Raw genomic sequence first — 24,335 nt, 5'->3', positions numbered from 1 at the left:
CTCCGTTAGAATGGTGCCGATCCCCTACGCAGAATGTCCCATGTCCGAGCATGTTTCCGCAGGCGCGCGCTTCCGCGCCGCCGTCGCCGACGAATCCCCCCTGCAGGTGATGGGCGCCATCACCGCCTATGCCGGCCTGATGGCCAAGCGCACCGGCTACAAGGCGCTGTACCTGTCGGGCGGCGGCGTGGCCGCGAACTCGCTGGGCATGCCTGACCTCGGCATCTCCACGATGGAGGACGTGCTGATCGACGCCCGTCGCATCGTCGAGGCCACCGGCCTTCCGCTGCTGGTCGACATCGACACCGGCTGGGGCGGCGCCTTCAACATCTCGCGCACCATCCGCAGCTTCGAGCGCGCCGGCGTCGCCGCCGTGCACATGGAGGACCAGGTCGGCCAGAAGCGCTGCGGCCACCGTCCCAACAAGGAAGTGGTGCCAAAGGGCGAGATGGTCGACCGCGTGAAAGCCGCCGTCGACGGCCGCACGGAAGCCGGCTTCGTGATCATGGCGCGCACCGACGCCGCCGCCGTCGAGGGCATCGATGCCGCGATCGAGCGCGCCGTGGCCTACGTCGAAGCCGGCGCCGACATGATCTTCCCCGAGGCGATGAAGTCGCTCGAGGACTACCGCAAGTTCAAGGACGCGGTGAAGGTGCCGATCCTGGCCAACCTCACCGAGTTCGGCTCCACGCCCTTCTTCACCACCGACGAGCTGCGCTCGGCCGGTGTCGACATCGCGCTGTACTGCTGCGGCGCCTATCGCGCCATGAACAAGGCGGCGCTGAACTTCTACGAGACCGTGCGCCGCGAGGGCACGCAGAAGAACATCGTCGACACCCTGCAGACGCGTGCGGAGCTGTACGACTTCCTCGGCTACCACGCCTACGAGGACAAGCTCGACACGCTGTTCTCGAAGGACTGAGCGGCGCCGTGCGAAGCGCTGCCAGCCTCGCACGCCGTGCCACATCGCCGCGCGCTGCGCGCCACCACATCATGCGTCAATGGAGTACCTGATGAGCGAGACCCCGAGCACCCTGCCGAAGCCGAAGAAGTCCGTCGCCCTGTCCGGCACCGCCGCCGGCAACACCGCGCTGTGCAGCGTCGGCCGCAGCGGCAACGACCTGCATTATCGCGGCTATGACATCACCGGGTTCGCCACGACCGCCGAGTTCGAGGAAGTCGCCTACCTCCTGGTGCACGGCAAGCTGCCGTCCAAGCCTGAGCTCGCGCGCTACAAGGCGAAGCTGAAGTCGCTGCGCGGCATCCCGGCCGCGGTCAAGGCCGCGCTGGAAGAGCTGCCGCCGTCGGCGCATCCCATGGACGTGATGCGTACCGGCGTTTCGGTCATGGGCTGCCTGGCGCCCGAAAAGGACGACCACAACCACCCGGGCGCGCGGGACATCGCCGACAAGCTGATGGCCTCGCTGGGTTCGATGCTGCTGTACTGGTACCACTACAGCCACAACGGCCGGGTCATCGACGTCGAGACCGACGACGACTCGATCGGCGGCCACTTCCTGCACCTGCTGCACGGCGAGCCGCCGCCGGAAAGCTGGGTGCGCGCGATGCACACCTCGCTGAACCTGTACGCCGAGCACGAGTTCAACGCCTCCACGTTCACGGCGCGCGTCATCGCCGGCACCGGCAGCGACATGCATTCCTGCATCACCGGCGCGATCGGCGCGCTGCGCGGTCCCAAGCACGGCGGCGCCAACGAGGTCGCCTTCGAGGTGCAGAAGCGCTACGACACGCCGGACGAGGCCGAGGCCGACATCCGCGAGCGCGTGGGCCGCAAGGAAGTGGTGATCGGCTTCGGCCATCCGGTCTACACCGTCGGTGATCCGCGCAACGGCATCATCAAGCAGGTGGCCAAGGACCTCTCGGAAGAGCAGGGCGACACCCGCATGTACGCCATCGCCGAGCGACTGGAATCGGTGATGTGGGACATCAAGAAGATGTTCCCCAACCTCGACTGGTTCAGCGCGGTGAGCTACCACATGATGGGCGTGCCGACGGCGATGTTCACCCCGCTGTTCGTGATCGCGCGCACCAGCGGCTGGAGCGCGCACGTGATCGAGCAGCGCATCGACGGCAAGATCATCCGTCCGAGCGCGAACTACACCGGTCCCGACAACCGCGACTGGTTGCCGATGGCCGAGCGCGGCTGAGTCCCGCCTGGCTGCGGACAGCCGCTTCGACACGGAAACGGCGCCCCTGGGGCGCCGTTTCGCTGTCCGCTACTGCCGCGCGCCCACGGGCGCGCGGACGGGCGTGGCGCTTACGCCAGGCCTTCGGCCCTGAGCGCGGCCTGCACGCCCGCGTCCTGCTCCATCCGCGCCTTGAAGGCCGCCACGTTGTCCAGGCCCGACATGTCCACGCCGGTGCCCTGTGCCCAGCGCAGCGTCATATAGAAGTACGGGTCGGCGAAACTGCGGAATCCGGCCAGCCACTCCTTGCCGTCCAGGCGCCGGTCGGCGGTCTCCATCAGCGCGCGCACCTGGGCCCTGGCCGCGGCCTTGACTGCATCGTGCTGTGCTTCGTCGCCGATGTAGCGCGCGGCGGAGAAGATCGGCTTGAACGCGGGGTGCAGGTCGGAATTGACGAACGACAGCCAGCGCGTCGCTTCGGCGCGCTGCCGTGGCGAGCCGTCGCCCGCCAGTCCCGCCTCGGGCCGGCTGTCGGCGATGTAGCCCATGATCGCGGCGTTCTGGGTGAGCACGAAATCGCCATCGACCAGCGCGGGCACCGCGCCTGCGGGATTGATCGCGAGGAACGCCGGTGCCTTCATCGATCCCGCGTCGAGGATCTCGACCTCGTAGGGGCGGCCGCTCCACTCCAGCGCCATGTGGACGGCGGTCGAGCAGGCGCCCGGCTTCGAATACAGCTTCATGTGCGGCTCCAGGCATGGGGAAGCCACCATCATCGGCGCTGCGTCCGGGGCGCTCAAGGCGCGGGCGCCGCGCTGTCGCCCGCCGTCAGGACTTCGGCTTCAGGTTCTGCACCCGGAGGAAGGTGTGGTCGCCGATGGTCGCGACCTGGTAGGCGTTGCGCCAGCTCGGGCTGGCGATCGCGTGGGCCATGAAGTGGCTGGCCCCGGGCACGACTTCCTTGCGCTCGCCGGCCGGCAGCGCCCAGTTGCGTTGCGACTCCAGCGCGATGGTGACCGCCTGCGACCAGGCCTCGGTATTGGACAGGCGCGTACGCGGCGACACGATGGTCGGTGCGAACTGCTTGCGCGCGGTCACCACCTCGCACACCGAGTCACCCCACAGCCCGCTGTCGGTGCGGCGCAGGGCGACTTCCGCCACGGCGCGCTGGCCGAGCACGGACTGGTCGCGGGCTTCGAGGTACAGGGTGGTGCTGAGGCAGAGGGAATCTGCGGCCTGCGGCGGCAATACCGATGCCAGCCACAGGATCCAGGCGAGTTTCATGACGGCTCCTTGCTCCGTTGCGCCGGCCGCGCGCCATGGCCGGGTCCTGTTGGACCCGTGCCACCGCATCGCGGAACGGCCTGGCGTGTTGGGGAGGGCGGCGGCACTCTCTGGCGCGCTTGCTGCCCGGGCGCGAAGCCCGCGGAAGTGCGGGACGTGCCGGTTTCCGCCGAAGACGTGGCGGAGAAAAAGTTGGCGCACGTTACTGCCCGGTTTCGAAACGCTGGCTGAACAGGGGTGCGGTGCAACTCCGGCCGGTGGCTGGTTCGAGAAGGCCTCGCCGCTCGTCGGACGTTTGGCGCTGGCGCCGTGATTGGCCCGAAGTTTGTTATGCCATCGTTAACGCGGTCTTCACGGCACCGAACCTAACCTGCAGCGCGATCCGGCCATGCTGATGGTCGTGTCCATTGACAGTTTCAGGCGGCTTCGGCATCGCTCGGCACCGTCCACCACCCAAGGAGCAACAACATGATCAACAAGAAGCTGCTGTGTGCAGCCATGCTGCTGGCCGGTCTGGGCGCTGCCCACAGTGCCGCCGCGCAGGAATTCGACGACCGCTGGTACGTGACCGGCAGCGTCGGCTTCAACATCCAGGACAACGACCGCGGCACCAACGACGCGCCGTTCGGCACGCTGGGCATCGGCAAGTTCGTCTCGCCCAACTGGTCGGTGGACGCCGAGCTGAACTACCAGAACCCGAACTGGGACGCCAACCAGGACCTGAACTGGAGCCAGTACGGCATCTCGTTCGACGCCCGCCGCCACTTCATCGCTGAAGGCCGCAGCTGGAACCCGTACCTGCTGATGGGCCTGGGCTACCAGCGCGAAGAGATCGAACTGGACAACTTCCCGAACCCCGATTCCCCGTTCCAGGAAGAAGACGGTGCGGTCGCCGGCAAGTTCGGCGTGGGCGTGCAGGGCAATGCCGGGCGTGCGCGCCTGCGTGCCGAGCTCGCCTATCGCGCGGTGGCGCTCGACGACACCCGCGCCCAGCTGCTGAACGACGATCCGCCGCCGGAGCGCAATGACGGCGAAGACTGGTTCGGCGACGTGCTGGCCTCGGTCGGCGTGGTGATCCCGCTGGGTCCGGAGCCGACCGCCCCGGTCGCCCCGGCGCCGGTGGCCCCGAGCTGCGCCGACATGGACAGCGACGGTGACGGCGTGAACGATTGCGACGACAAGTGCCCCGGTTCGCAGGCTGGCCAGACCATCGGTCCGGACGGCTGCCCGGTGCCGGTGTCGATCGACCTGAAGGGCGTCAACTTCGACTTCGACAAGTCGACCCTGCGCCCGGACGCGGTTTCGATCCTCAACGAGGCGATCGAGATCCTGAAGCGTTACCCGGAGCTGAAGGTCGAGGTGGCTGGCCACACCGACTCGAAGGGCACCGACGCCTACAACCAGTCGCTGTCGGAGCGCCGCGCGACCGCGGTGTACGACTACCTGACCGGCAACGGCATCGACGCTTCGCGCCTGGTGGGTCCGAACGGTTACGGCGAGAGCCGTCCGATCGCGCCGAACACCAATGACGACGGTTCGGACAACCCGGACGGCCGCGCGCGCAACCGCCGCACGGAGCTGAACGTCCAGAACTGAGGACATCGGCACCCGCAGTGAACACGAAGCCCGGCCTTGCGCCGGGCTTCGTGCCATGGGGCCCGGCACTGCCGGGCCCCGTGCGTTTAATGGATGGTTAACATCTACCTGAATGTGTATCATGCCCCCGCGACTGGCCGGGGTCGGTCCTCTGGATTGGCCCCGATGCTCCCGCCGTTCCCCCTTTTCATTCCTGATTGACCTTAGGAGTAATCAATGAAGATTCGCGTGCTGAGCACTGCCTTGCTGGCAGGCCTTGCGTTCTCGCAGGCCGCCGCCGCCCAGGAATTCGACGACCGCTGGTACCTCACCGGCAGCGCCGGCTTCAACCTCCAGGACAACGACCGCGGCACCAACGACGCGCCGTTCGTCGGCCTGGGCCTCGGCAAGTTCATCGCACCCGAGTGGTCGGTCGATGCGGAACTGAACTACCAGAACCCCAACAACAACGCGAACCAGGACCTGAACTGGAGCCAGTACGGCGTCTCGCTCGACCTGCGTCGCCACTTCCTGGCCGAAGGCCGCAGCTGGAACCCCTACCTGCTGATGGGCGTCGGTTACCAGCGCTCGGAAGAAGAGTACGACGCGTTCCCGAGCCCGGATTCGCCCGGCCAGCGTGAAGACGGCAACTTCGCCGCCAAGGTCGGCGTGGGCGCCCAGGGCGGCACCGGTCGCGTGAAGCTGCGCACCGAGCTCGCCTACCGCGCGGACTTCGACGACACCAGCGTCAGTGCCCCCAGCGAAGACTGGTTCGGCGACGTGCTGGCCTCGGTCGGCGTGGTGATCCCGCTGGGTCCGGAGCCGACCGCCCCGGTCGCCCCGGCGCCGGTGGCCCCGAGCTGCGCCGACATGGACAGCGACGGTGACGGCGTGAACGATTGCGACGACAAGTGCCCCGGTTCGCAGGCTGGCCAGACGATCGGTCCGGACGGCTGCCCGGTGCCGGTGTCGATCGACCTGAAGGGCGTGAACTTCGACTTCGACAAGTCGACCCTGCGTCCGGACGCGGTTTCGATCCTCAACGAGGCGATCGAGATCCTGAAGCGTTACCCGGAGCTGAAGGTCGAGGTGGCTGGCCACACCGACTCGAAGGGCACCGACGCCTACAACCAGTCGCTGTCGGAGCGCCGCGCGACCGCGGTGTACGACTACCTGACCGGCAACGGCATCGACGCTTCGCGCCTGGTGGGTCCGAACGGTTACGGCGAGAGCCGTCCGATCGCGCCGAACACCAATGACGACGGTTCGGACAACCCGGACGGCCGCGCGCGCAACCGCCGCACGGAGCTGAACGTCCAGAACTGAGGACGTCGGCACCCGCAGTGAACACGAAGCCCGGCCTCGCGCCGGGCTTCGTGCGTTTGCGGCTGCTACACTCGCGGCCCTGTGCAGACGAAGTGGATCGACGAAATGAAGCGTGCAGCGTGGGTGGTGGTGGCGATCGGCCTGGTGACTCCCGGCCTTGCGATGGCCGCGGTCGATTGCGGCAGCCTGCCGGCCGCCGGTACCGCGCCGCGCGCCAGCGTGCTTGCGCCGCTGGCGACCGAGCTGGTGGCGCCGTCGTACATGCTCGGCGCCAACAGCGGCGTCCTTGGTCACGCCTATGACGAGTCGCAGACCGTCGACGAGGTGCTGCTGCGCCGACGGATCGAAGGCTGCCGCAACGTGGCCATCGCCACGCCGGCCAGCGTTGCCAATCCGAACGATCCCGGCGCCTACAAGCCGCAGACCGAGTTCGACAACACCCCCTGGCGCTTCGACATGAACCAGAACGGCCGTCGCATGACCGCCGACGAGTTCGATGCCTGGATGAAGGCGCGCGGCGTCCGCGTCGCGCGCGGAAGCGCGCCGGCGGCCGTGCCGGCGGTTGCCCCCGGAGCGCCCGGCGCCGAAGCGCCTGCGGCTGCCGAAGCCGCTGCGCCGACCGCACAGCCGGCGCCTGCGCCGACGTCCGACGACGGCGAGCGCCGCTGAGGGACGCGCCGCGCCCGGGCGTCCGGCACGGGTTGGCGCGCGCGCTGTCCAAGCGCGGCATCTGTTCGCGCAGCGAGGCCGAACGCCGGGTCCGCGAGGGCCGGGTAGAAGTCGATGGCCGGGTGGTGCGTGATCCCGAGCACCCGGTCGACGTCAGTCGCGCCCGTATCCACGTCGACGGCGTGGACGCCACGCTGCCGGTGGCCCGCTACCTCGTCCTGAACAAGCCGCGCGGCCTGGTCACCACGGCCAGCGACGAGCGCGGCCGCGAGACCGTCTACCGCTGCTTCGACGGCGCCGGCCTGGGCTGGATCGCGCCCGTGGGACGCCTGGACCAGGCCAGCGAAGGCCTGCTGCTGTTCACCAATGATCCCGCGTGGGCGGCAGCGGTCACCGACCCGGCTCGCGGACCCGACAAGACCTACCACGTGCAGGTCGACGCCTGTCCCGCCGAGCCACTGCTCGAAGCGATGCTGCGCGGCCTGCGCGTGGATGGCGAACGCCTGTCGGTCGCGTCGGTGCGGGTGCTGCGGACAGGCGCCCGCAACGCATGGCTCGAAGTGGTGCTGCACGAGGGCCGCAACCGGCAGATCCGCAGGCTGATGGCCGCCTGCGGCCTCGAGGTGTTGCGCCTGGTACGCGTGGCGATCGGTCCGGTGGTGCTGGGCGAGCTCGCCAAGGGCGCGTGGCGCGCCCTGGACGACGCGGAGCTGGCGGCCCTGGTTCCGCCGTCGACACCCGCCGCGGCCTGAGGGCCGCCGAGGCCCGCATGGGGCAGGGCGGTTGCGGCCCCGCGAGCGGCAGGGGGGCCGCGACCGCCCCCGTCAGGCCTTGAGCACGCCCAGCTCGTGGCCGATGCGCGTGAAGGCATCGATCGCCCTGTCGAGGTGCTCGCGGGTATGTGCCGCCGACAGCTGGGTGCGGATGCGCGCCTGGCCCTGGGGCACGACCGGGAAGAAGAAGCCGATCGCGTAGATGCCTTCCTCGAGCAGGCGCTCGGCGAAGCGCTGCGCCAGCGGCGCGTCGTACAGCATCACCGGGCTGATCGGATGCACCCCCGGCTTGATGTCGAAGCCCGCGGCGGTCATCCGCTCGCGGAAGTAGGCGGTGTTCTCCGCCAGCCGCTCACGCAGCTCGCCGGCCGCATCGAGCATCTGGAACGCCCTGGTGCCCGCGGCGACCACGTGCGGCGGCAGCGAGTTCGAGAACAGGTAGGGCCGCGAGCGCTGGCGCAGCAGTTCGATCACTTCCGCCTTCGCCGTGGTGAAGCCGCCCAGTGCCCCGCCCATGGCCTTGCCCAGGGTGCCGGTGATGATGTCGATCCGGTCGAGCACGCCCTTGACCTCGGCCGAGCCGCGGCCGGTGGCGCCGATGAAGCCGGTGGCATGGCATTCGTCGATATGGACCAGTGCCTCGTACTTCGCCGCCAGCGCCGTGATCTCGTCCAGGGGCGCGATGAAGCCGTCCATCGAGAACACGCCGTCGGTGGTGATCATGATCGTGCGCGCGCCGTCGGCGCGGGCCTGCTTCAGCTGCGCCTCCAGGTCGGCCATGTCGCAGTTGGCGTAGCGGTAGCGCTTCGCCTTGCACAGGCGCACGCCGTCGATGATCGAGGCGTGGTTGAGCGCGTCGCTGATGATCGCGTCGGCTTCGCCCAGCAGCGGCTCGAACAGGCCGCCGTTGGCGTCGAAGCAGGCGGCATAGAGGATCGTGTCCTCCTTGCCGAAGAAGCCCGCGATCGTGCGCTCCAGCTCCTTGTGCAGGTCCTGGGTGCCGCAGATGAAGCGCACCGAGGCCAGGCCGAAGCCATGCGTGTCCAATGCTTCGCGCGCGGTCGCGATGATGTCCGGGTGGTCCGCCAGGCCCAGGTAGTTGTTGGCGCAGAAGTTCAGCACCCTGCGGCCGTCCTCGAGCGTGATCTCGGCGGACTGGGGGCTGGTGATGATGCGCTCGGCCTTGAACAGGCCGGCCTCGCGGATCTCCTCGAGGGTGTCGGCGTAGCGCTGGGTGATGGACATGGTCGGGACGCCTTCGCGAAAACGGATCCCGGATTCTACGTGTCGCCTTCAGCCTTTGCCGCCGCGACCCCGCTGAAACACCTGGCTTTTCAGCCAGCCATCCCACAGGGCCTGCAACGCGGGGACGTCGATTGGCAGCCCGTGCGCCGCGCCGTCCGAAGCCAGCCACTGGTCGAACGTGGCGCCGCCGGCGACTGCAGCGCTGATCGGGACAAGGATGCGCGGGTCGCCACTGGTCTCGGCCAGGAACAGGGCCAGCAGCAGCGATTGTCCGTAGAAGCTGTCGACGCCGGGGAATTCACCGCCGTCCGCGACCACCATCTGCACGCCCGATCCGGACCGGGGGCCGCGGGACAGGGCGCGGGCGAGCGCAGCGGAGCGGACCGGATGCTCGGCCTGGAGGAAGTCGGTCAGCCCAGGGATGGTCTGCGGCCGGTGCTTCGCCGCGTCGATGAACGATTCCAGGTGGCGCGCCTGGGCTTCAGGCGGCTCCATCAGGATCGCGACCGCCTCATCGAGCCAGTCCGGGGCTGGCGTGCCATATCGCACCTGCAGCGACGCCCCGGCGGCGTGCGGCCAGTACATCGCGGCGTACATCGCATGGCCGACTTCGTGACGCAGCGTGACCGCTTCGCGTTCCGCCGCGCCAGCCAGGGCCCGGGTGATGCCTGCGCGGTCGACACCGGCCTGGCGCATCGCGCGCTCGGTCATGGCCCGCTTGGCACTGGCGGGCAGCCAGACCTGGGCGTAGTCGAGCCCATGGGCCCGGGCATGGTCGTTGGCGACGAGCGGGTCCAGATCCGTACTCAGGATCAATGTGCCGACTGGCGCACGGCCGAAGTGGAGCATGTAGTGCCGCGCCGCATCGCCGAGCGCATCCGCCGCCCGGTGGGCTTCTTCTCCGGTGTCGGCGTACGCCAGCCCGTGGGGAGTCGACACGCACACCGGTGCAGGCGGCGCTTCCACCTCCGGGCACTGCCGGTCGCCCGCCGTCGCCACGCCGGGTATCGCCAGCAACGTCATCACTGCGAATTGCTTGAGCACGCGCACCACCTTCCATGGTTGGACTCTCGAGCGCGGCGACCAGCCGTCCGCGGCGTGGAACCGACGGCTCAACGCCAGTCGAGCACGACCTTGCCGGATTTCCCCGATTCCATCAGGTCGAAGCCCTTCTGGAACTCGTCGGCCGGCAGCTGGTGGCTCAGCACCTTTTCGAGCGGGAAGCCCGCCAGCACCAGCTGGGTCATCTTGTACCAGGTCTCGTACATGCGCCGGCCGTAGATGCCGTGCAGCACGAGGCCCTTGAAGATCACCCGGTCCCAGTCGATGCCCGCGCCCTTGGGCAGCAGACCGAGCAGGGCGACCTTGCCGCCGTGGTACATGCAGTCGAGCATGTCGTTGAAGGCCGCCGGATTGCCGCTCATTTCCAGGCCGACGTCGAAGCCGTCCATGTTGAGCTCCGCCATGACCTCCTTCACCGAGGTCTTGCTGACGTTGACCACGCGCGTGGCGCCCATGTCCGCGGCCAGCTTCAGGCGGAAGTCGTTGACATCGGTGACCACCACGTTGCGCGCGCCGATGTGCTTGCAGATGCCCGCGGCCATCACGCCGATCGGGCCGGCGCCGGTGATCAGCACGTCTTCGCCGACCACGTCGAACTCCAGCGCGCAGTGCGCGGCGTTGCCGTAGGGATCGAAGAACGCCGCCAGCTCCGACGGGATCTGGTCGGGAATCGGCCACAGGTTCGAGGCCGGCATCACGATGTATTCGGCGAAGGCGCCGTTGCGGTTGACGCCGATGCCGACCGTGTTCGGGCACAGGTGCTGGCGGCCTGCACGGCAGTTGCGGCACTGGCCGCAGACGATGTGGCCTTCGGCCGAGACCCGCTGGCCGATGTCATAGCCGGTCGCGCCCGGGCCCAGCCTGACCACGCGGCCGACGAACTCGTGGCCGATGGTCAGCCCCTGCGGAATGGTGCGCTGCGCCCACTCGTCCCAGAGGTAGATGTGCAGGTCGGTGCCGCAGATCGCGGTCTTCTCCAGGCGGATCAGGACCTCGTTGGGGCCCGGCTCGGGCACCGGGACTTCCTCCATCCAGATGCCCTTGGCGAGCTCGCGCTTGACCAGCGCCTTCATGGTGGTCGGGATCGTGGACTGCTGGTACTGCGACATGGTTGGGCCGGTCTGCTGGGTCGAAACCGCGATTGTAACGCCGGGCGCGGCCGCGGCCGGTCGCGTGACCGGCGGCATTTGCACCCGGCCGCCGGGCCGGCCTATGGTCGCGGGCTGTCCGCACACCGGGAACCCCATGCGCCTGAGTCCTGTCGCCGCCGCCCTCGCCGCTGTCCTGCTGCCCGCCACCGCCGTCGCCGACGAAGGCATGTGGCTGCCCTCCCAGCTCCCGGAGATCGAATCGGCCATGCGCGGCTCGGGCTTCCAGGGCGACCCCAAGGACCTGTCCGACCTGTCGAAGCCGCCGATGAGCGCGGTCGTCTCGCTGGGCGGCTGTACTGCGAGCTTCGTCTCGCCTCAGGGGCTGGTGGTCACCAACCACCATTGCGCGCACGGTGCGATCCAGCTGAATTCGACTCCGGAGAACAACCTCATCGTCGATGGCTTCAACGCCCCGACGATGGCCGACGAGCTCTCGGCGGGCCCGGGGGCGCGCGTGCTGGTGACCGACCGCTTCGAGCGCATCACCGACCGCATCCTCGCCGACGCCCGCGGCAAGACCGGGCGCGCCTACCACGACGCGGTCGAAGCCGCCTCCAAGGCCGCCGTGGCCGAGTGCGAGGCCGAGCCCGGCTACCGCTGCAGCGTGGTCGACATGTACTACGGCACCGACTTCCACCTGGTGCGCCAGCTGGAGATCCGCGACGTGCGCCTGGCCTATGCGCCGCCCGACGCGATCGGCAGCTATGGCGACGAGATCGACAACTTCATGTGGCCGCGCCACAGCGGCGATTTCACCTTCTACCGGGCCTATGTCGGCCCCGACGGCAAGCCGGCCGCGCATTCGCCGGACAACGTGCCGTTCAAGCCGGCCGCCTGGCTGACGGTGTCCACCGAGTCCTTGGCCGAGGGCGATTTCGCCATGCTGGCCGGCTACCCGGGCCGCACCTTCCGCCACCGCACCGCGGCCGAGTTCGCCGACCAGGTCGAGTGGCAGCTGCCGTCGCGCGTCGAGCTGATGACGGCGCTGCTGGGGGCCGTGGAGCGCGGCACGGCCGAGGACGCCGATGCCGAGGTGCGCTACGCGGCCCAGGTGGCCAGCCTCAAGAACACCCTCAAGCGCGCCCAGGGCGAGCTCGACGGCCTGCGCCGCAGCCATGCGGTGGCCGAGCGCCGGCGGCAGGAAGCGGCGATGTCGCGCTGGCTCGCGGGCCAGCCGGATGCCGCCGCCACGGTCGCGGACATCGCGTCGGCGGCCGAGGTCATCGCCTCGGCCCGTGCCACCCGCGAGCGCGACCAGCTGTTCGGCCTGATGCAGGCCCAGACCCAGCTCCTGCGCAGCGCCGTCCAGCTGCAGCGGCTGGCGCTGGAGCGCGGCAAGCCCGACGCCGGGCGCGAAAGCGGCTACCAGCTGCGCGACGAGGCCCGCATCGAGGCCGCGCTGCGCCAGGCCCAGCGCCGCTACGCGCCGGCGGTCGAGCGCGCGCTCCTCGCCGAACTGCTGGCGCGCCACCGCGCGCTGCCGGCCGACCAGCAGGTGCCCGAGGTCAACGCGGTGTTCGGCAGCGACGCGGCGGCCACGGAAGCCGCGCTGCAGGCGCTCTACGCGGACACCGCGCTGGCTTCCGAAGCCGAGCGCCTGCGCCTGCTGGCCGCCGATCCGGCCGAGGTGCAGGCGTCCAGCGATCCGCTGATGCGCGCGGCCGCCGCGCTGCAACAGGCGACATTGCGTTTCGAGGCCGAGGACAAGGCGCGCGCCGGCGAACTGCTGCGGCTGCGTCCGGCCTACATGCGCGGGATGATCGGCCACGCGCGCAGCGAAGGCCGGGCGGTCTATCCGGACGCCAACTCCACCCTGCGCGTCAGCCATGGCCGCATCGAGAGCCTGCAGCCGCGCGACGCGGTGAGCTGGTCGCCGCTGACCACGGTCGAAGGCATCGTGGAAAAACACACCGGCGTCGCGCCCTTCGATGCGCCGGACCCGCTGCTGGCCGCCATCGCGCGCCGCGACTTCGGCGCCACGGTCGATCCCGGCCTCGGCACCCAGACCGTCAACTTCCTCACCAACCTCGACACCACCGGCGGCAATTCCGGCTCGCCGGTGATGGACGCGCGCGGCCGGCTGATCGGGCTGAACTTCGACAGCAACTGGGAGGCGGTCAGCGCCAGCTGGAAGTTCGACCCGCGCTACAAGCGCGCGATCCACGTCGACGCGCGCTACATGCGCTGGATCATGGCGCGCGTCTATCCGGCGCCGCAGCTGCTCGCCGAGATGGGGCTTCCGCTCGACGGCGCCGATCGCCCTGCCGTGCCGGCGGCCGCCGCTGGCCGCTAGACTCGGGCCATCCGTTCCGACCTTCTTTCCACACCGCACCAGGAAACCAGACATGGGCAAGACCGTCCTCGCCACCGCCGCGGCCGCGTTCGTCGCCGCCATCTCCAGTCCCGCTCCCGCACACGGGGGCGAGGGCATGTGGGTGCCGCAGCAGCTTCCCGAGATCGCGCAGCCGCTCAAGCGCGCCGGCCTCAGGCTCAAGCCGGAGCAGCTGGCCGACCTCACCGGTGATCCGCTGGGCGCCGTGGTCTCGCTGGGTGGCTGCACGGCGAGCTTCGTCTCGCCGCAGGGCCTGGTGGCGACCAACCACCACTGCGCCTACGGTGCCATCCAGCTGAACTCGACGCCGGAGAAGAACCTGATGCGCGACGGCTTCTATGCCGAAGCCATCGGCGACGAGATCAGCGCCGGGCCGACCTCGCGCATCTTCGCCCTGGAAGCCATCGAGGACGTCACCGACAAGGTGCAGGCCGCGGTCGCCGGCGCGGCGGATGCGCTGGGCCGCACCAACGCGCTGGATGCGATCGAGAAGTCGCTGGTGGCCGACTGCGAGGCCGAGGCCGGCTACCGCTGCCGCCTGTACAGCTTCGCCGGCGGCAACACCTATCGGCTGTTCAAGAACCTCGAGATCCAGGACGTGCGCCTGGTCTACGCGCCGCAGGGCAGCGTCGGCGCCTATGGCGGCGAGGTCGACAACTGGATGTGGCCGCGGCACACCGGCGACTTCGCGTTCTACCGCGCCTACGTCGGCAAGGACGGCAAGCCCGCGCCCTACGCCGAGGACAACGTCCCCTACACGCCGAAGCGCTGGCTGAAGTTCGCCGACAAGCCGCTGCGCGAGGGCGACTTCGTCATGGTGGCGGGCTATCCGGGCCGCACCGCGCGCTACGCGCTGGCCAGCGAGTTCCAGGACACCCAGGACTGGCAGTACCCGACCATCGTCCGCCACTACAAGGCGATGCAGAAGATGGTGGCCGAGACCGGCAAGGCCAATCCCGACATCGAGGTGAAATACGCCAGCACCATGCGTGGCTGGGAAAACGTCTACAAGAACTACGACAGCCAGCTGCAGGGTTTCCAGCGCACCGGTGCCATGGCCACCAAGGAAGCGCAGGAAGCGGCCGTGCTCGCTTGGGCGCGGGAGCAGGGCGAGGCCGGGCAGGGCGTGCTGGATGCGCACGCGAAGCTGCTCGAACTCAATGCCGCCAGCCGCGCGACCCGTGACCGCGACCTGGTCTTCGGCCAGTTCAACGGCACCGGCCTGCTGTCGACCGCGATCCGCGGCTACCGCCTGGCCATCGAGCGCGAGAAGCCCGACGCCCAGCGCGAGCAGGGCTACCAGGAACGCGACCTGCCGACGCTGGAGGGCGCCGTGCGCCAGATGGAGCGCCGCTACGTGCCGGAGATGGACCGCGGCCTGCAGCGCTACTGGCTCGACGCGTACGCGAAGCTGCCCCAGGACCAGCGCATCGAGGCCCTCGACAAGTGGCTGGGCGGCAGCAACGACCGCGCCATCAACGGCGCGCTCGACCGCCTGGCGCGCAGCGAGCTGGCCGACGGCACCGAGGCGCGGCTGAAGTGGCTGCGCGCCGACCGCAAGGCCTATGAATCGAGCAAGGACCCGGCGATCCGCTACGCGGTGGCGGTGATGCCGACCCTGCTGGCGCAGGAAGCGGAGCGCAAGGCGCGCGCCGGCGACGCGCTGCTGGCGCGCCCGGTCTACCTGCAGGCGGTGGCCGACTACAAGGCCAGCAAGGGCGAATTCGTCTATCCGGACGCCAACTCGTCGCTGCGCATCACCTTCGGCAACGTCAAGCCCTATACCAAGCTCGACGGCACGCCGCAGAAGGCCTTCACCGTGCTCGAGGAGATCCCGGCCAAGGACACCGGCGAGGACCCGTTCGACGCGCCCAAGGCCCTGCTCGACGCCGTCGCCGCCAAGCGCCACGGCGGGCTGGCCGATCGCCGCCTGAAGTCGGTGCCGGTGAACTTCCTGTCCGACCTCGACATCACCGGCGGCAACTCCGGCTCGCCGGTGCTGGACGCGAACGGCAAGCTGGTCGGCCTGGCCTTCGATGGCAACTGGGAGTCGGTGGCCTCGAACTGGGTATTCGACCCGGTGATGACGCGGATGATCTCGGTCGACCAGCGCTACATGCGCTGGATCATGCAGGAGGTCTACCCCGCGCCACGCGTGCTGGCCGAGCTCGGGCTGGAGCCGAAGCGGTGAGGATCCTCCTCGCCCGCCACGGCGAGACGAGCTGGAACCGCGAGGGCCGCTACCAGGGCCAGGAAGACATTCCGCTGTCGGAAACCGGCGCCAAGCAGGCGCTGCGCCTGGCCGAGCGCCTGCACGACGTGCGCATCGACCGGGCCATCGCCTCGCCGCTGTCGCGCGCCTATGACACCGCTCGGCTGGCGCTGGGCGAGGCGCGCGCCGACATGCTCGAGGTCGACGAGGGGCTGATGGAGATCGCGCACGGCAGCTGGGAAGGCAAGCTCGCCAGCGAGATCCGCGAGGCCGATCCGGAGCGCCTGGCCGCCTGGCGAGACGCACCCGACAAGGTGCAGATGCCGGGCGGCGAGTCGCTGAAGCAGGTGCTGGAGCGCGCCTGGCCGGCGTTCTCCAACGCCTGCGCGGGACTGGGGCCGGAGGACACGTTGCTGGTGATCTCGCACGACGCCGTCAACCGCGTCCTGCTGTGCCGCGTGCTGGGCCTGCCGCTGTTCCGGCTGTGGACGTTCCGCCAGGCACCGGCGACGCTCAACCTGCTGGAAGGCCCGGACCCGCAGCACCTGGAGGTGGTGCGCCTGAACGACTGCACGCACCACACCCTGCTGTTCGGCGAAGCGGTGCACCGGGCGCTCTGAGCCATGGCCGATCCGCGCAGCCTGCAGGACTGGCTCCGTGACATCGAGGGCCGGCATCCGCGCGAGGTCGACCTCGGCCTGGAACGCGTGCGCGAAGTCGCCCTGCGCATGGGCCTCGGCCGGCCGGCGCGCCTGGTGGCCACGGTGGCGGGCAGCAACGGCAAGGGCTCGACCGTGGCCTTCATCGAGGCGATCGCCGCCGCCTCCGGCCTGCGGGTGGGCGCCTACACCTCCCCGCATCTGCTGGCCTACAACGAACGCGTGCGCATCGATGGCGCCGACGCCGGCGATGCCGCACTGGTCGAGGCCTTCGAAGCGGTCGAAGGCGCGCGCGGCGCGACCTCGCTGACCTATTTCGAGGTCGGCACGCTCGCCGCGCTCTGGCTGTTCGAACGCGCCGACCTGGACCTCGCGGTGCTCGAAGTCGGCCTGGGCGGGCGCCTGGATGCGGTCAACCTGGTGGATCCGGACGTGGCGGTCATCACGACCGTGGACCTCGACCACCAGGACTGGCTCGGCCACGACCGCGAGGCGATCGGCGCGGAGAAGGCGGGCATCGCGCGCGCCTGGACGCCGCTGGTGCTGGGCGAGGACGATCCGCCGTCGAGCGTGCTCGGCCACGCCTACGCGATCGGTGCCTCGGCGATCCGCGCCGGCAGCGACTACCGCTTCGGCCGGGACGAGGGCGGGGAGAGCTGGTGGTGGCGGGAGCCCGGCTTCGAGCTCGCGCTGCCGCTGCCCGGGCTGGCGGCGCCGGCCCAGCTGCGCAACGCCGCGGCGGCGATCGCGGCGCTGCGCGCGCTCGACGTGGAGATCGACGAAGGTGCCTGGGCGCGCGGCGTGGCCGCGGCGCAGGTGCCGGGGCGGTTGCAGCGCTTCGAACGCCGCGGCGTCGAGGTGCTGGTCGACGTGGGCCACAACCCGCAGGCCGCGCGCGCGCTGTCGGACTGGCTGCGCGCCGCGCCGCCGCTGCGCACGGTGGCGGTCTACGGTGCGCTGGCCGACAAGGATGCGTGCGGGGTCGTGGACGCGCTGGCCGGTCAGGTGGACGGCTGGCACCTGGCCGGCACCACCGCGGCCGGCGCCCGGGGCCGTGACGCACAATCGCTGGCTGCGGGCCTCGGCACGACCGCTGCCGCCGATGCAACGCGCCACGACGACGTCGACGCGGCGCTGGAGGCGGCGCTGGCCGACGCGGGCGCCGGCGGACGGGTGCTGGCATTCGGCTCGTTCCACGTCGCGGCTGCGGCGCTGGCCTGGCTCGCTGTCGCAGGTTCAGAAGCCGGAGCGGGCGGGGCCGTATAATTCGCGGGCCTCCCCGCTGCCCGAGCGCCCATGGATTCCGGACTGAAACAGCGCCTCATCGGCGCCGCGGTACTGATCGCCCTGGCCGTGATCTTCCTTCCGATGCTGGTGCAGGGTCCCGCACCCGACAGCGGCGTGTCCGATCTTTCGCTGCACGTGCCCAGTGCGCCCTCGGGCGACTACGTCACCCGCGACCTGCCGCTGGTTGCGCCGGCGGCCACCGGCAGCCCCGGCCTGCTGGCCGACGACGGCAGCGTGGCGACAGTGGACACCGCGACCGCGCAGCCTGCTGGCGAAGGCGTGTCCGACGATGCGGCCGACCTGGCCTCCGGCGTGGAGACCGCGCCGCTGCAGGACGCCGCAGGTCCCGCGGTCCAGCCGCTGCCGGCGCCGATGCCGATGCCGGCGGCGGGTCCGGATCCGGCCGACGGTGCCAGCGCCGCCGCTGCCGCGCGCGAAGCCGCCGCGGCGCAGGCGCGGGCCGCGCAGGTCGCGGCACAGACACCCGAACCGGCCAGGCCCGAGCCCGCGAAGCCGGATCCGCCGAAGCCCGATCCGGTGGCCGCCCCCGCGCGCCTGCCGCCCGCGACCGCCGGCGGCGATTACGCGGTGAACTTCGGTGCCTACGGCAGCCGCGCGGACGCCGGCACCGTGGTGACGCGCCTGCGCCAGGAAAACCTCCCCGCCTATGTCGAGGAGACCCGGGTGGGCGGCCGCGACGCCTGGCGCGTGCGCATCGGCCCCTATGCCACGCAGGCGCATGCCGAAGCGGCACGCGTGCGTGCCGGCGGCATCGGCTCGCGGGCACAGGCCTCGGTGGTGGCGCTCGACGCGGCGGCGCCCGCGTCCAGCACGCCGGCTGCCGCGTCCAGCGCCCGGACTCCGGCGGCCCGAGCGCCTGACAGTGCCGCTTCGTCGGCAAGCACGCCGGCCGCTCCGGCGGCGAGCGCCGCCGCGGGCACCGGCTTCGCGGTGCAGCTGGGGGCCTTCGGCAACGCCGCGGAGGCCAACGCGCTGCGCGATCGCCTGCGTGGCGCCGGCATCGGCGCGTTCACCGAGACCGTGCAGACCGACAAGGGCACGCTCACGCGCGTCAAGGCCGGTCCGGTCGTGACCCGCGCCGAGGCCGACCAGCTCCGGTCGCGGGTGAAGTCGAGCGTCGGCATCGACGGCCTCGTGCGCTCGCATCCCTGATTCCCCCCGCTCCAACTGACACCCGGAAACCAGCTCATGTGCGGCATCGTCGGCATCGTCGGAACCACTGAAGTCGCAGCCGCGCTGTATGACGGTCTGACCGTGCTGCAGCATCGCGGGCAGGATGCGGCCGGCATCGCCACCGGCAAGGGCACGCGCCTGCGCGTGCACAAGGGCAACGGCCTGGTGCGCGACGTGTTCGACGCCGAGGCGATGGCCCTGCTCGACGGCCGCGTCGGCATCGGCCATTGCCGCTATCCGACCGCCGGCAGCGAGGGCAGCGACGAGGCGCAGCCGTTCTACGTCAACTCGCCCTATGGCATCGCACTCGCGCACAACGGCAACCTGGTCAACACCGACGAGCTGCGTCGCGCCGTGTTCGAGACCGACCGCCGCAACATCAATACCGAGTCGGACTCGGAGGTCCTGCTCAACGTGTTCGCGCACGAGCTGGACGGACAGCGCGCGCTGACGCCGGAGGCGGCGCTCAACGCGGTGGAAGGGCTGCATCGCCGCGCCCGTGGCGGCTACGCCGCCGTCGCGCTGGTGCTGGGCCTGGGCCTGGTCGCGTTCCGCGATCCGAACGGGATCCGCCCGCTGGTGCTTGGCCGGCGCGACGTCGAAGCCGGCACCGAGTACGCCGTGGCCTCGGAGTCGGTGGCGCTGGACATCCTCGGCTTCGAGCGCGTGCGCGACGTCGAGCCGGGCGAAGGCATCGTCATCACCGCGCGCGGCGAACTGCATGCGCGCCAGTGCGCGGAGCCCGCCGAGCACGCGCCCTGCATCTTCGAGTACGTGTACTTCGCGCGCCCGGATTCGATGATCGAGAACATCTCGGTGCACAAGGCGCGCATGCGCATGGGCGTGACGCTGGGCGAAAAGATCCTGCGCGAGTGGCCCGGGCACGACATCGACGTGGTGATCCCGATCCCGGACACCTCGCGCGATTCGGCGATGGAGCTGGCGAACGTGCTCGGGGTGAAATACCGCGAGGGCTTCGTCAAGAACCGCTACGTCGGCCGCACCTTCATCATGCCGGGGCAGGGCGAGCGCGCGAAGTCGGTCAAGCGCAAGCTCAACGCGATCCCGCTGGAATTCCGCAACCGCGTGGTGCTGCTGGTGGACGATTCGATCGTCCGCGGCACGACCTCGAAGCAGATCGTGCAGATGGCGCGCGACGCCGGTGCGCGCAAGGTCTACCTGGCCTCGGCCGCGCCGCCGGTGCGCCATCCCAACGTCTACGGCATCGACATGCCGTCGGTGGAGGAACTGGTGGCCAACGGCCGCAGCGAGAAGGAGATCGAAGCGCTGCTGGGCTGCGACTGGCTGGTCTACCAGGACCTGGCCGACCTCGAGGCCGCGGTGGCCGGGCACAAATTCCCGGGGCGGCGCTTCGACAGCTCCTGCTTCAGCGGCGAGTACGTCACCGGGATCGAGCCGGGCTATTTCGACAGCCTGCGCCAGCTGCGCTCGGACGAGGCGAAGACGTCGCGCCGCGCGGGCGCCTGAGCCGATGGCGGGTTCGCTGTTCGACGCCGCGCGCGCGTGCCTCGACGCGGCGTCGCCCGACGACAAGGTTGCGATGACGCACGCGATCGCGGCGGCGTTCCGCGGGGGCGCGCTGAGTGTCGACACCGGTCGCGCGGCCGGTGCCGACGGCCATGGCGGCGCCGGCGACGCGGCGGGGCCCGAGCCGATCCGCATGCCCGGCCGGCCGCCGCGCCCGCGCCTGGTGCATCCGCGCGAGCTGCCACGGCGCGGCTTCGGCACCGACGAAGGCCGCGCGGCGTTCATCCACGCCATCGCCCACATCGAGTTCAACGCCATCGACCTGGGCTGGGACGCGGTCTACCGCTTCCGCGACATGCCGGCGCGGTACTACGCCGACTGGGTGATGGTGGCCGACGACGAGGCGCGGCACTTCACGATGCTGCGCGCGCGACTGCAGGCGATGGACTTCGATTACGGCGCGTTCGACGCGCACAACGGGCTGTGGGAGATGGCCGAGAAGACCGCGCACGATGTGCTGGCGCGCATGGCGCTGGTGCCGCGGGTGCTGGAGGCGCGTGGCCTGGACGTGACGCCCGGGATGATCGTGAAGCTGCGTGCGCTGGGCGACCATGCCACCGCCGACATCCTCGAGGTGATCCTGCGCGAGGAAGTGGCGCACGTGGCCGCCGGCAGCCGGTGGTTCCGCTGGTGCTGCGAACGCGAAGGCATCGATCCGGAGCCGCGTTTCCGCGAATTGCTCATCGAGTACGCGCGCGCGGTGCTGCATGGGCCGTTCAACGTCGATGCGCGCAGTGCGGCGGGTTTCAGCGAGGACGAGTTGGCGGCGCTGCAGCAACTGGCCGGCTGACGCCCACAGCGCATCCGGGGACGATCGGAGCGCCTGTAGGAGCGGCTGTAGGAGCGGCTATAGCCGCGATCGGCGGCACGCAGGTATTGCGACACTCCGGATCGCGGCTTTAGCCGCTCCTACAGCCGCTTCGGTGCCCCAGCGCTACGGCGTCCCCAACGCCTGCAGCTCCAGCCTCCCGGCCTCCACCCGCAGCACCGAACCCTGCTCGTACCAGTCGCCCAGCACGACGCGCGTGCAGGCGCGGCCGTCGACCGCGAGCGCATGCACAGCAGGGCGGTGGGTGTGGCCATGGATCATCAGGTCCACGCCATGCGTGCGGAACGCGGCATCGACGGCTTCGGGTGCGACGTCGGTGATCGTTTCCATGGTGCCGGCGTCGCGCAGTTCGCCCTGGCGGGCCTGGCTGGCGGCGCGTGCCTGGTGGGCGAAGGCGAGCCTGGCGTCCAGCGGTTGCGCGAGGAACTGCGCCCGCCACGCGGGGTCGCGGGTCTGGGCGCGGAACTGCTGGTAGGCGAGATCGTCGGTGCACAAAGTGTCGCCGTGCATCAGCAGCGCGCGCCGTCCGTGCAGGTCGACGACCGCCGGATCCACCAGCAGGGTCATGCCCGCGCGCCGCGCGTAGTCCGCGCCCAGCAGGAAGTCCCGGTTGCCGTGCATGAAGAACACCGGCACGCCGGCGTCCGCGAGCGCGCGCAGCCTGTCCGCCACGAACGCACCCGTGTCCGAGGGATCGTCGTCGCCGACCCAGGCCTCGAACAGGTCGCCGAGGATATACAGGGCGTCCGCGCCACGCGCCTCGCCGTCGATGAACTCCCCGAACAGCCGGGTGATCCCCGGCCGTTCCGGATCCAGGTGCAGGTCCGAGATGAAAAGCGTCGTCATCGCCTGATTGTAGATCCACGGCGCTGCTCCCTTTCGGGTTCGGCCGCCCGGCGCGGACGCAGGAGCGGATGTCCAGCCGGAATTTGCGCTGTCCTGCTTCCAGTTCCGGCCGCCGGCCTTCCATGGCCGGCTCTGGGCATCCCCTCCTGCGCCCGCGCCGGGCACCACCTCTCTCGCGGTCTGGAAGGAGAACCAGCCACTCGCCGCTCGCCGCCGCTTCCCCTGTAGGAGCGGCTACAGCCGCGATCGCTTCGCTCATCATGTGGCGTCGGATGTGGTCGTTGACTGTTGCAATTGCGGTCGCGTTTCAAGCCGAAGCCGAGAAATGCCACAGCCCGTCCCGCGCACAGGGGGTGTGCGGACAGCCGGCCATGGATGGCCGGCGGCGGGCCTTGGGAGCAGGACGCGGACAGGACGGGGGAGCACACCCCCTGTGTGCGGGACGGGCAGCGAGGTGCATGACGGAGCCGCTTCCTCGCAGCGACGAACCTGGCGGCGTCACCGATCGCGGCTGTAGCCGCTCCCACAGGATGGCGGCTGTAGCCGCTCCGACAGGATCGCGGCCGTAGCCGCTCCCACAGGCGTGCCGCCGGCCGGCGCATCTCCCCGCGGTTGAGGGAAGCACCTAAAATGTCCGGTCATCCGAGCCAGTCCACGATGCCATGACCGTCCGCACCCGCTTCGCCCCCAGCCCCACCGGCTACCTGCACATCGGCGGCGCCCGCACCGCCCTGTACTGCTGGCTGGAGGCGCGCCGCCACGGTGGCAGCTTCATCCTGCGCATCGAGGACACCGACCGCGAGCGCAGCACCCAGGCCGCGATCGACGCGATCCTTGAAGCCATGGACTGGCTGGGCCTCGACTACGATGAGGGCCCGATCTACCAGACCTCGCGCGTGGAGCGCTATCGCGAAGTGGCCGAGCAGCTGGTGGCTGCCGGGCAGGCCTATTACGCCTACGAGTCGAAGAACGAGCTCGACGCCATGCGCGAGGCCGCCATGGCCAAGGGCGACAAGCCGCGCTACAACGGCGCCTACCGCGAGCAGGGCGCGCCGTACCGCGACGATCTTAACCGCGTGATCCGCCTGAAGAACCCGCTCGACGGCGTGGTCGCCTGGGAGGACAAGGTCAAGGGCCGCATCGAGATCAGCAACGCCGAACTCGACGACCTGGTGATCTTCCGTCCGGACGGCTACCCGACCTACAACTTCGCGGTCGTCGTCGACGACCTCGACATGGGCATCACCGACGTCGTCCGCGGCGACGACCACGTCAACAACACCCCGAGGCAGATCAACATCTACCGCGCGCTGGGCGCCGAGGTGCCGGCGTTCTCGCACCTGCCGATGATCCTCGATGAGCAGGGCGCCAAGCTGTCGAAGCGCACCGGCGCCGCCGACGTCATGCAGTACCGCGACGCCGGCTACCTGCCTCACGCGCTGCTGAACTACCTCGTGCGGCTGGGCTGGTCGCACGGCGACCAGGAGATCTTCTCGATCGACGAGATGCAGCAATTGTTCGACCTCAAGAACGTCAATGCAAAGGCCGCGCGCCTGGACATGGCCAAGCTGGGCTGGCTGAACCAGCAGTACCTGAAGGACGACGCGCCTGAGGATGTCGCGAAGCACCTGGAGTGGCACCTGCGCGACGCCGGCTACGACCTCGCCGCCGGGCCTGCGCCGGCCGACGTCGTGCTCGCCCTACGCGATCGCGTGCAGACGCTGAAAGAGATGGCCGAACGCGCCGCCGTCTGGTACCAGCCGCTCACCGATTACGACGACAAGGCCGTGGCCAAGCACCTCAAGTCCGAGGCGCAGGCGCCGCTGGCCGAAGCCCGCCATCGCCTCGAGGCCCTGACGGGCTGGTCGGTCGAAGCCATCGCCGAAGCCCTGCAGGCCACGGCGGAAACCCTGGGCCTCGGCATGGGCAAAGTCGCGCAGCCGCTGCGGGTGGCGATCACCGGCACCCAGGTGAGCCCGGACATCGCGCACACGGTCTATCTGGCCGGCCGCGATGAAGCCCTGGCGCGCATCGACGCCGCGATCGCGCGCATCCCCGCCTGACCCCACCTGTAGGAGCGGCCATGGCCGCGATCGGCCGCGCACTCCCGATGCAGGAGCGGCCATGGCCGCGACTGGCGCGGGTGTCCGACCTGTTCCGTCGCGCGGCGATCGCCGCTATAGCGGCTCCCACAGC

Annotated in this window: 20 protein-coding genes; 14 read left to right on the top strand and 6 right to left on the bottom strand. The window is 70.3% G+C overall.

Going from position 1 to position 24,335, the window contains the following annotated elements:
* Nucleotides 1-40 precede the first annotated feature (40 nt).
* Both prpB and prpC read left to right on the top strand, forming a co-directional pair.
* Nucleotides 41-922 carry a methylisocitrate lyase gene (gene prpB / locus JGR68_RS10405; protein ID WP_199363341.1) on the top strand — a complete coding sequence of 294 codons (882 nt, stop codon included), beginning with the start codon at nt 41-43 and terminating at the stop codon, nt 920-922.
* A gap of 91 nt (nt 923-1,013) precedes the next feature.
* Nucleotides 1,014-2,168, top strand: coding sequence for a 2-methylcitrate synthase (gene prpC / locus JGR68_RS10400; RefSeq protein WP_199363344.1), 1,155 nt, complete (start codon nt 1,014-1,016; stop codon nt 2,166-2,168).
* Nucleotides 2,169-2,278: 110 nt separating this feature from the next.
* Here prpC and JGR68_RS10395 read toward each other — a convergent pair whose 3' ends face one another.
* Nucleotides 2,279-2,890 (bottom strand): glutathione S-transferase N-terminal domain-containing protein, encoded by a 612-nt coding sequence (locus JGR68_RS10395; protein ID WP_199363346.1) that lies wholly within the window; start codon nt 2,888-2,890, stop codon nt 2,279-2,281.
* 85 nt (nt 2,891-2,975) lie between these two features.
* Nucleotides 2,976-3,431 carry a cell wall hydrolase gene (locus JGR68_RS10390; RefSeq protein WP_199363348.1) on the bottom strand — a complete coding sequence of 152 codons (456 nt, stop codon included), beginning with the start codon at nt 3,429-3,431 and terminating at the stop codon, nt 2,976-2,978.
* A gap of 471 nt (nt 3,432-3,902) precedes the next feature.
* Here JGR68_RS10390 and JGR68_RS10385 point away from each other — a divergent pair, with 471 nt between their 5' ends.
* The 4 genes from JGR68_RS10385 (at nt 3,903) to JGR68_RS10370 (ending at nt 7,753) form a co-directional block, all read left to right on the top strand.
* Complete coding sequence (locus tag JGR68_RS10385) at nt 3,903-5,027, top strand: OmpA family protein (protein ID WP_199392535.1); 1,125 nt, start codon at nt 3,903-3,905, stop codon at nt 5,025-5,027.
* A 216-nt stretch (nt 5,028-5,243) separates the two neighbouring features.
* Entirely contained in the window at nt 5,244-6,332 is a 1,089-nt protein-coding gene (locus JGR68_RS10380; protein ID WP_199359851.1) for an OmpA family protein, read from the top strand.
* 105 nt (nt 6,333-6,437) lie between these two features.
* A complete protein-coding gene (locus JGR68_RS10375; protein ID WP_234446497.1) occupies nt 6,438-7,001 on the top strand; it encodes a hypothetical protein in 564 nt (187 codons plus the stop codon).
* Complete coding sequence (locus JGR68_RS10370) at nt 6,998-7,753, top strand: pseudouridine synthase (protein ID WP_199360790.1); 756 nt, start codon at nt 6,998-7,000, stop codon at nt 7,751-7,753. Before JGR68_RS10375 ends, JGR68_RS10370 begins: the two co-directional genes overlap by 4 nt.
* A gap of 72 nt (nt 7,754-7,825) precedes the next feature.
* On the opposite strand, the gene kbl is transcribed toward JGR68_RS10370, so the two are convergent.
* The 3 genes from kbl to tdh form a co-directional block, all read right to left on the bottom strand.
* Nucleotides 7,826-9,019: a glycine C-acetyltransferase gene (gene kbl, locus JGR68_RS10365; RefSeq protein ID WP_199359852.1), complete on the bottom strand. Its 1,194-nt coding sequence runs from the start codon at nt 9,017-9,019 to the stop codon at nt 7,826-7,828.
* A gap of 48 nt (nt 9,020-9,067) precedes the next feature.
* Nucleotides 9,068-10,063 carry a hypothetical protein gene (locus tag JGR68_RS10360; RefSeq protein WP_199359853.1) on the bottom strand — a complete coding sequence of 332 codons (996 nt, stop codon included), beginning with the start codon at nt 10,061-10,063 and terminating at the stop codon, nt 9,068-9,070.
* A gap of 68 nt (nt 10,064-10,131) precedes the next feature.
* Complete coding sequence (gene tdh / locus JGR68_RS10355; protein WP_199360792.1) at nt 10,132-11,166, bottom strand: L-threonine 3-dehydrogenase; 1,035 nt, start codon at nt 11,164-11,166, stop codon at nt 10,132-10,134.
* Nucleotides 11,167-11,326: 160 nt separating this feature from the next.
* Here tdh and JGR68_RS10350 point away from each other — a divergent pair, with 160 nt between their 5' ends.
* From JGR68_RS10350 to JGR68_RS10320, 7 genes are all read left to right on the top strand, one after another.
* A complete protein-coding gene (locus JGR68_RS10350) occupies nt 11,327-13,525 on the top strand; it encodes a S46 family peptidase (RefSeq protein WP_234446496.1) in 2,199 nt (732 codons plus the stop codon).
* 136 nt (nt 13,526-13,661) lie between these two features.
* The gene (locus tag JGR68_RS10345; RefSeq protein ID WP_234446642.1) at nt 13,662-15,755 is read left to right on the top strand and encodes a S46 family peptidase; all 2,094 of its coding nucleotides are present in this window, start codon (nt 13,662-13,664) and stop codon (nt 15,753-15,755) included.
* Nucleotides 15,752-16,396, top strand: coding sequence for a histidine phosphatase family protein (locus tag JGR68_RS10340; RefSeq protein WP_199359855.1), 645 nt, complete (start codon nt 15,752-15,754; stop codon nt 16,394-16,396). The genes JGR68_RS10345 and JGR68_RS10340 overlap by 4 nt, the downstream gene beginning before the upstream one ends.
* Before the next feature lie 3 nt (nt 16,397-16,399).
* Entirely contained in the window at nt 16,400-17,701 is a 1,302-nt protein-coding gene (gene folC, locus JGR68_RS10335) for a bifunctional tetrahydrofolate synthase/dihydrofolate synthase (protein ID WP_199359856.1), read from the top strand.
* Nucleotides 17,702-17,731: 30 nt separating this feature from the next.
* A complete protein-coding gene (locus tag JGR68_RS10330) occupies nt 17,732-18,895 on the top strand; it encodes an SPOR domain-containing protein (RefSeq protein ID WP_199359857.1) in 1,164 nt (387 codons plus the stop codon).
* A 36-nt stretch (nt 18,896-18,931) separates the two neighbouring features.
* Nucleotides 18,932-20,404, top strand: coding sequence for an amidophosphoribosyltransferase (gene purF / locus JGR68_RS10325; RefSeq protein WP_199359858.1), 1,473 nt, complete (start codon nt 18,932-18,934; stop codon nt 20,402-20,404).
* A 4-nt stretch (nt 20,405-20,408) separates the two neighbouring features.
* Nucleotides 20,409-21,254, top strand: a complete 846-nt coding sequence (locus JGR68_RS10320) for a ferritin-like domain-containing protein (RefSeq protein WP_199359859.1) — start codon at nt 20,409-20,411, stop codon at nt 21,252-21,254.
* A gap of 144 nt (nt 21,255-21,398) precedes the next feature.
* Here JGR68_RS10320 and lpxH read toward each other — a convergent pair whose 3' ends face one another.
* The gene (gene lpxH, locus JGR68_RS10315; RefSeq protein WP_199359860.1) at nt 21,399-22,139 is read right to left on the bottom strand and encodes a UDP-2,3-diacylglucosamine diphosphatase; all 741 of its coding nucleotides are present in this window, start codon (nt 22,137-22,139) and stop codon (nt 21,399-21,401) included.
* A gap of 662 nt (nt 22,140-22,801) precedes the next feature.
* Here lpxH and gltX point away from each other — a divergent pair.
* Nucleotides 22,802-24,202 carry a glutamate--tRNA ligase gene (gene gltX, locus JGR68_RS10310; RefSeq protein WP_199359861.1) on the top strand — a complete coding sequence of 467 codons (1,401 nt, stop codon included), beginning with the start codon at nt 22,802-22,804 and terminating at the stop codon, nt 24,200-24,202.
* Nucleotides 24,203-24,335 lie beyond the last annotated feature (133 nt).

The organism is Luteimonas sp. MC1750, assembly GCF_016615955.1.
Taxonomy (GTDB): domain Bacteria; phylum Pseudomonadota; class Gammaproteobacteria; order Xanthomonadales; family Xanthomonadaceae; genus Luteimonas.
This window is presented reverse-complemented; position numbering and strand designations above follow the sequence as displayed.

Bases quoted from the DNA above. Each gene is read 5' to 3' on its own strand.
- prpB (WP_199363341.1), top strand. From the start codon at position 41: ATGTCCGAGCATGTTTCCGCAGGCGCGCGCTTCCGCGCCGCCGTCGCC.
- prpC (WP_199363344.1), top strand. From the start codon at position 1,014: ATGAGCGAGACCCCGAGCACCCTGCCGAAGCCGAAGAAGTCCGTCGCC.
- JGR68_RS10395 (WP_199363346.1), bottom strand. From the start codon at position 2,890: ATGAAGCTGTATTCGAAGCCGGGCGCCTGCTCGACCGCCGTCCACATG.
- JGR68_RS10390 (WP_199363348.1), bottom strand. From the start codon at position 3,431: ATGAAACTCGCCTGGATCCTGTGGCTGGCATCGGTATTGCCGCCGCAG.
- JGR68_RS10380 (WP_199359851.1), top strand. From the start codon at position 5,244: ATGAAGATTCGCGTGCTGAGCACTGCCTTGCTGGCAGGCCTTGCGTTC.
- JGR68_RS10375 (WP_234446497.1), top strand. From the start codon at position 6,438: ATGAAGCGTGCAGCGTGGGTGGTGGTGGCGATCGGCCTGGTGACTCCC.
- kbl (WP_199359852.1), bottom strand. From the start codon at position 9,019: ATGTCCATCACCCAGCGCTACGCCGACACCCTCGAGGAGATCCGCGAG.
- JGR68_RS10350 (WP_234446496.1), top strand. From the start codon at position 11,327: ATGCGCCTGAGTCCTGTCGCCGCCGCCCTCGCCGCTGTCCTGCTGCCC.
- JGR68_RS10345 (WP_234446642.1), top strand. From the start codon at position 13,662: ATGTGGGTGCCGCAGCAGCTTCCCGAGATCGCGCAGCCGCTCAAGCGC.
- folC (WP_199359856.1), top strand. From the start codon at position 16,400: ATGGCCGATCCGCGCAGCCTGCAGGACTGGCTCCGTGACATCGAGGGC.
- JGR68_RS10330 (WP_199359857.1), top strand. From the start codon at position 17,732: ATGGATTCCGGACTGAAACAGCGCCTCATCGGCGCCGCGGTACTGATC.
- purF (WP_199359858.1), top strand. From the start codon at position 18,932: ATGTGCGGCATCGTCGGCATCGTCGGAACCACTGAAGTCGCAGCCGCG.
- JGR68_RS10320 (WP_199359859.1), top strand. From the start codon at position 20,409: ATGGCGGGTTCGCTGTTCGACGCCGCGCGCGCGTGCCTCGACGCGGCG.
- lpxH (WP_199359860.1), bottom strand. From the start codon at position 22,139: ATGACGACGCTTTTCATCTCGGACCTGCACCTGGATCCGGAACGGCCG.
- gltX (WP_199359861.1), top strand. From the start codon at position 22,802: ATGACCGTCCGCACCCGCTTCGCCCCCAGCCCCACCGGCTACCTGCAC.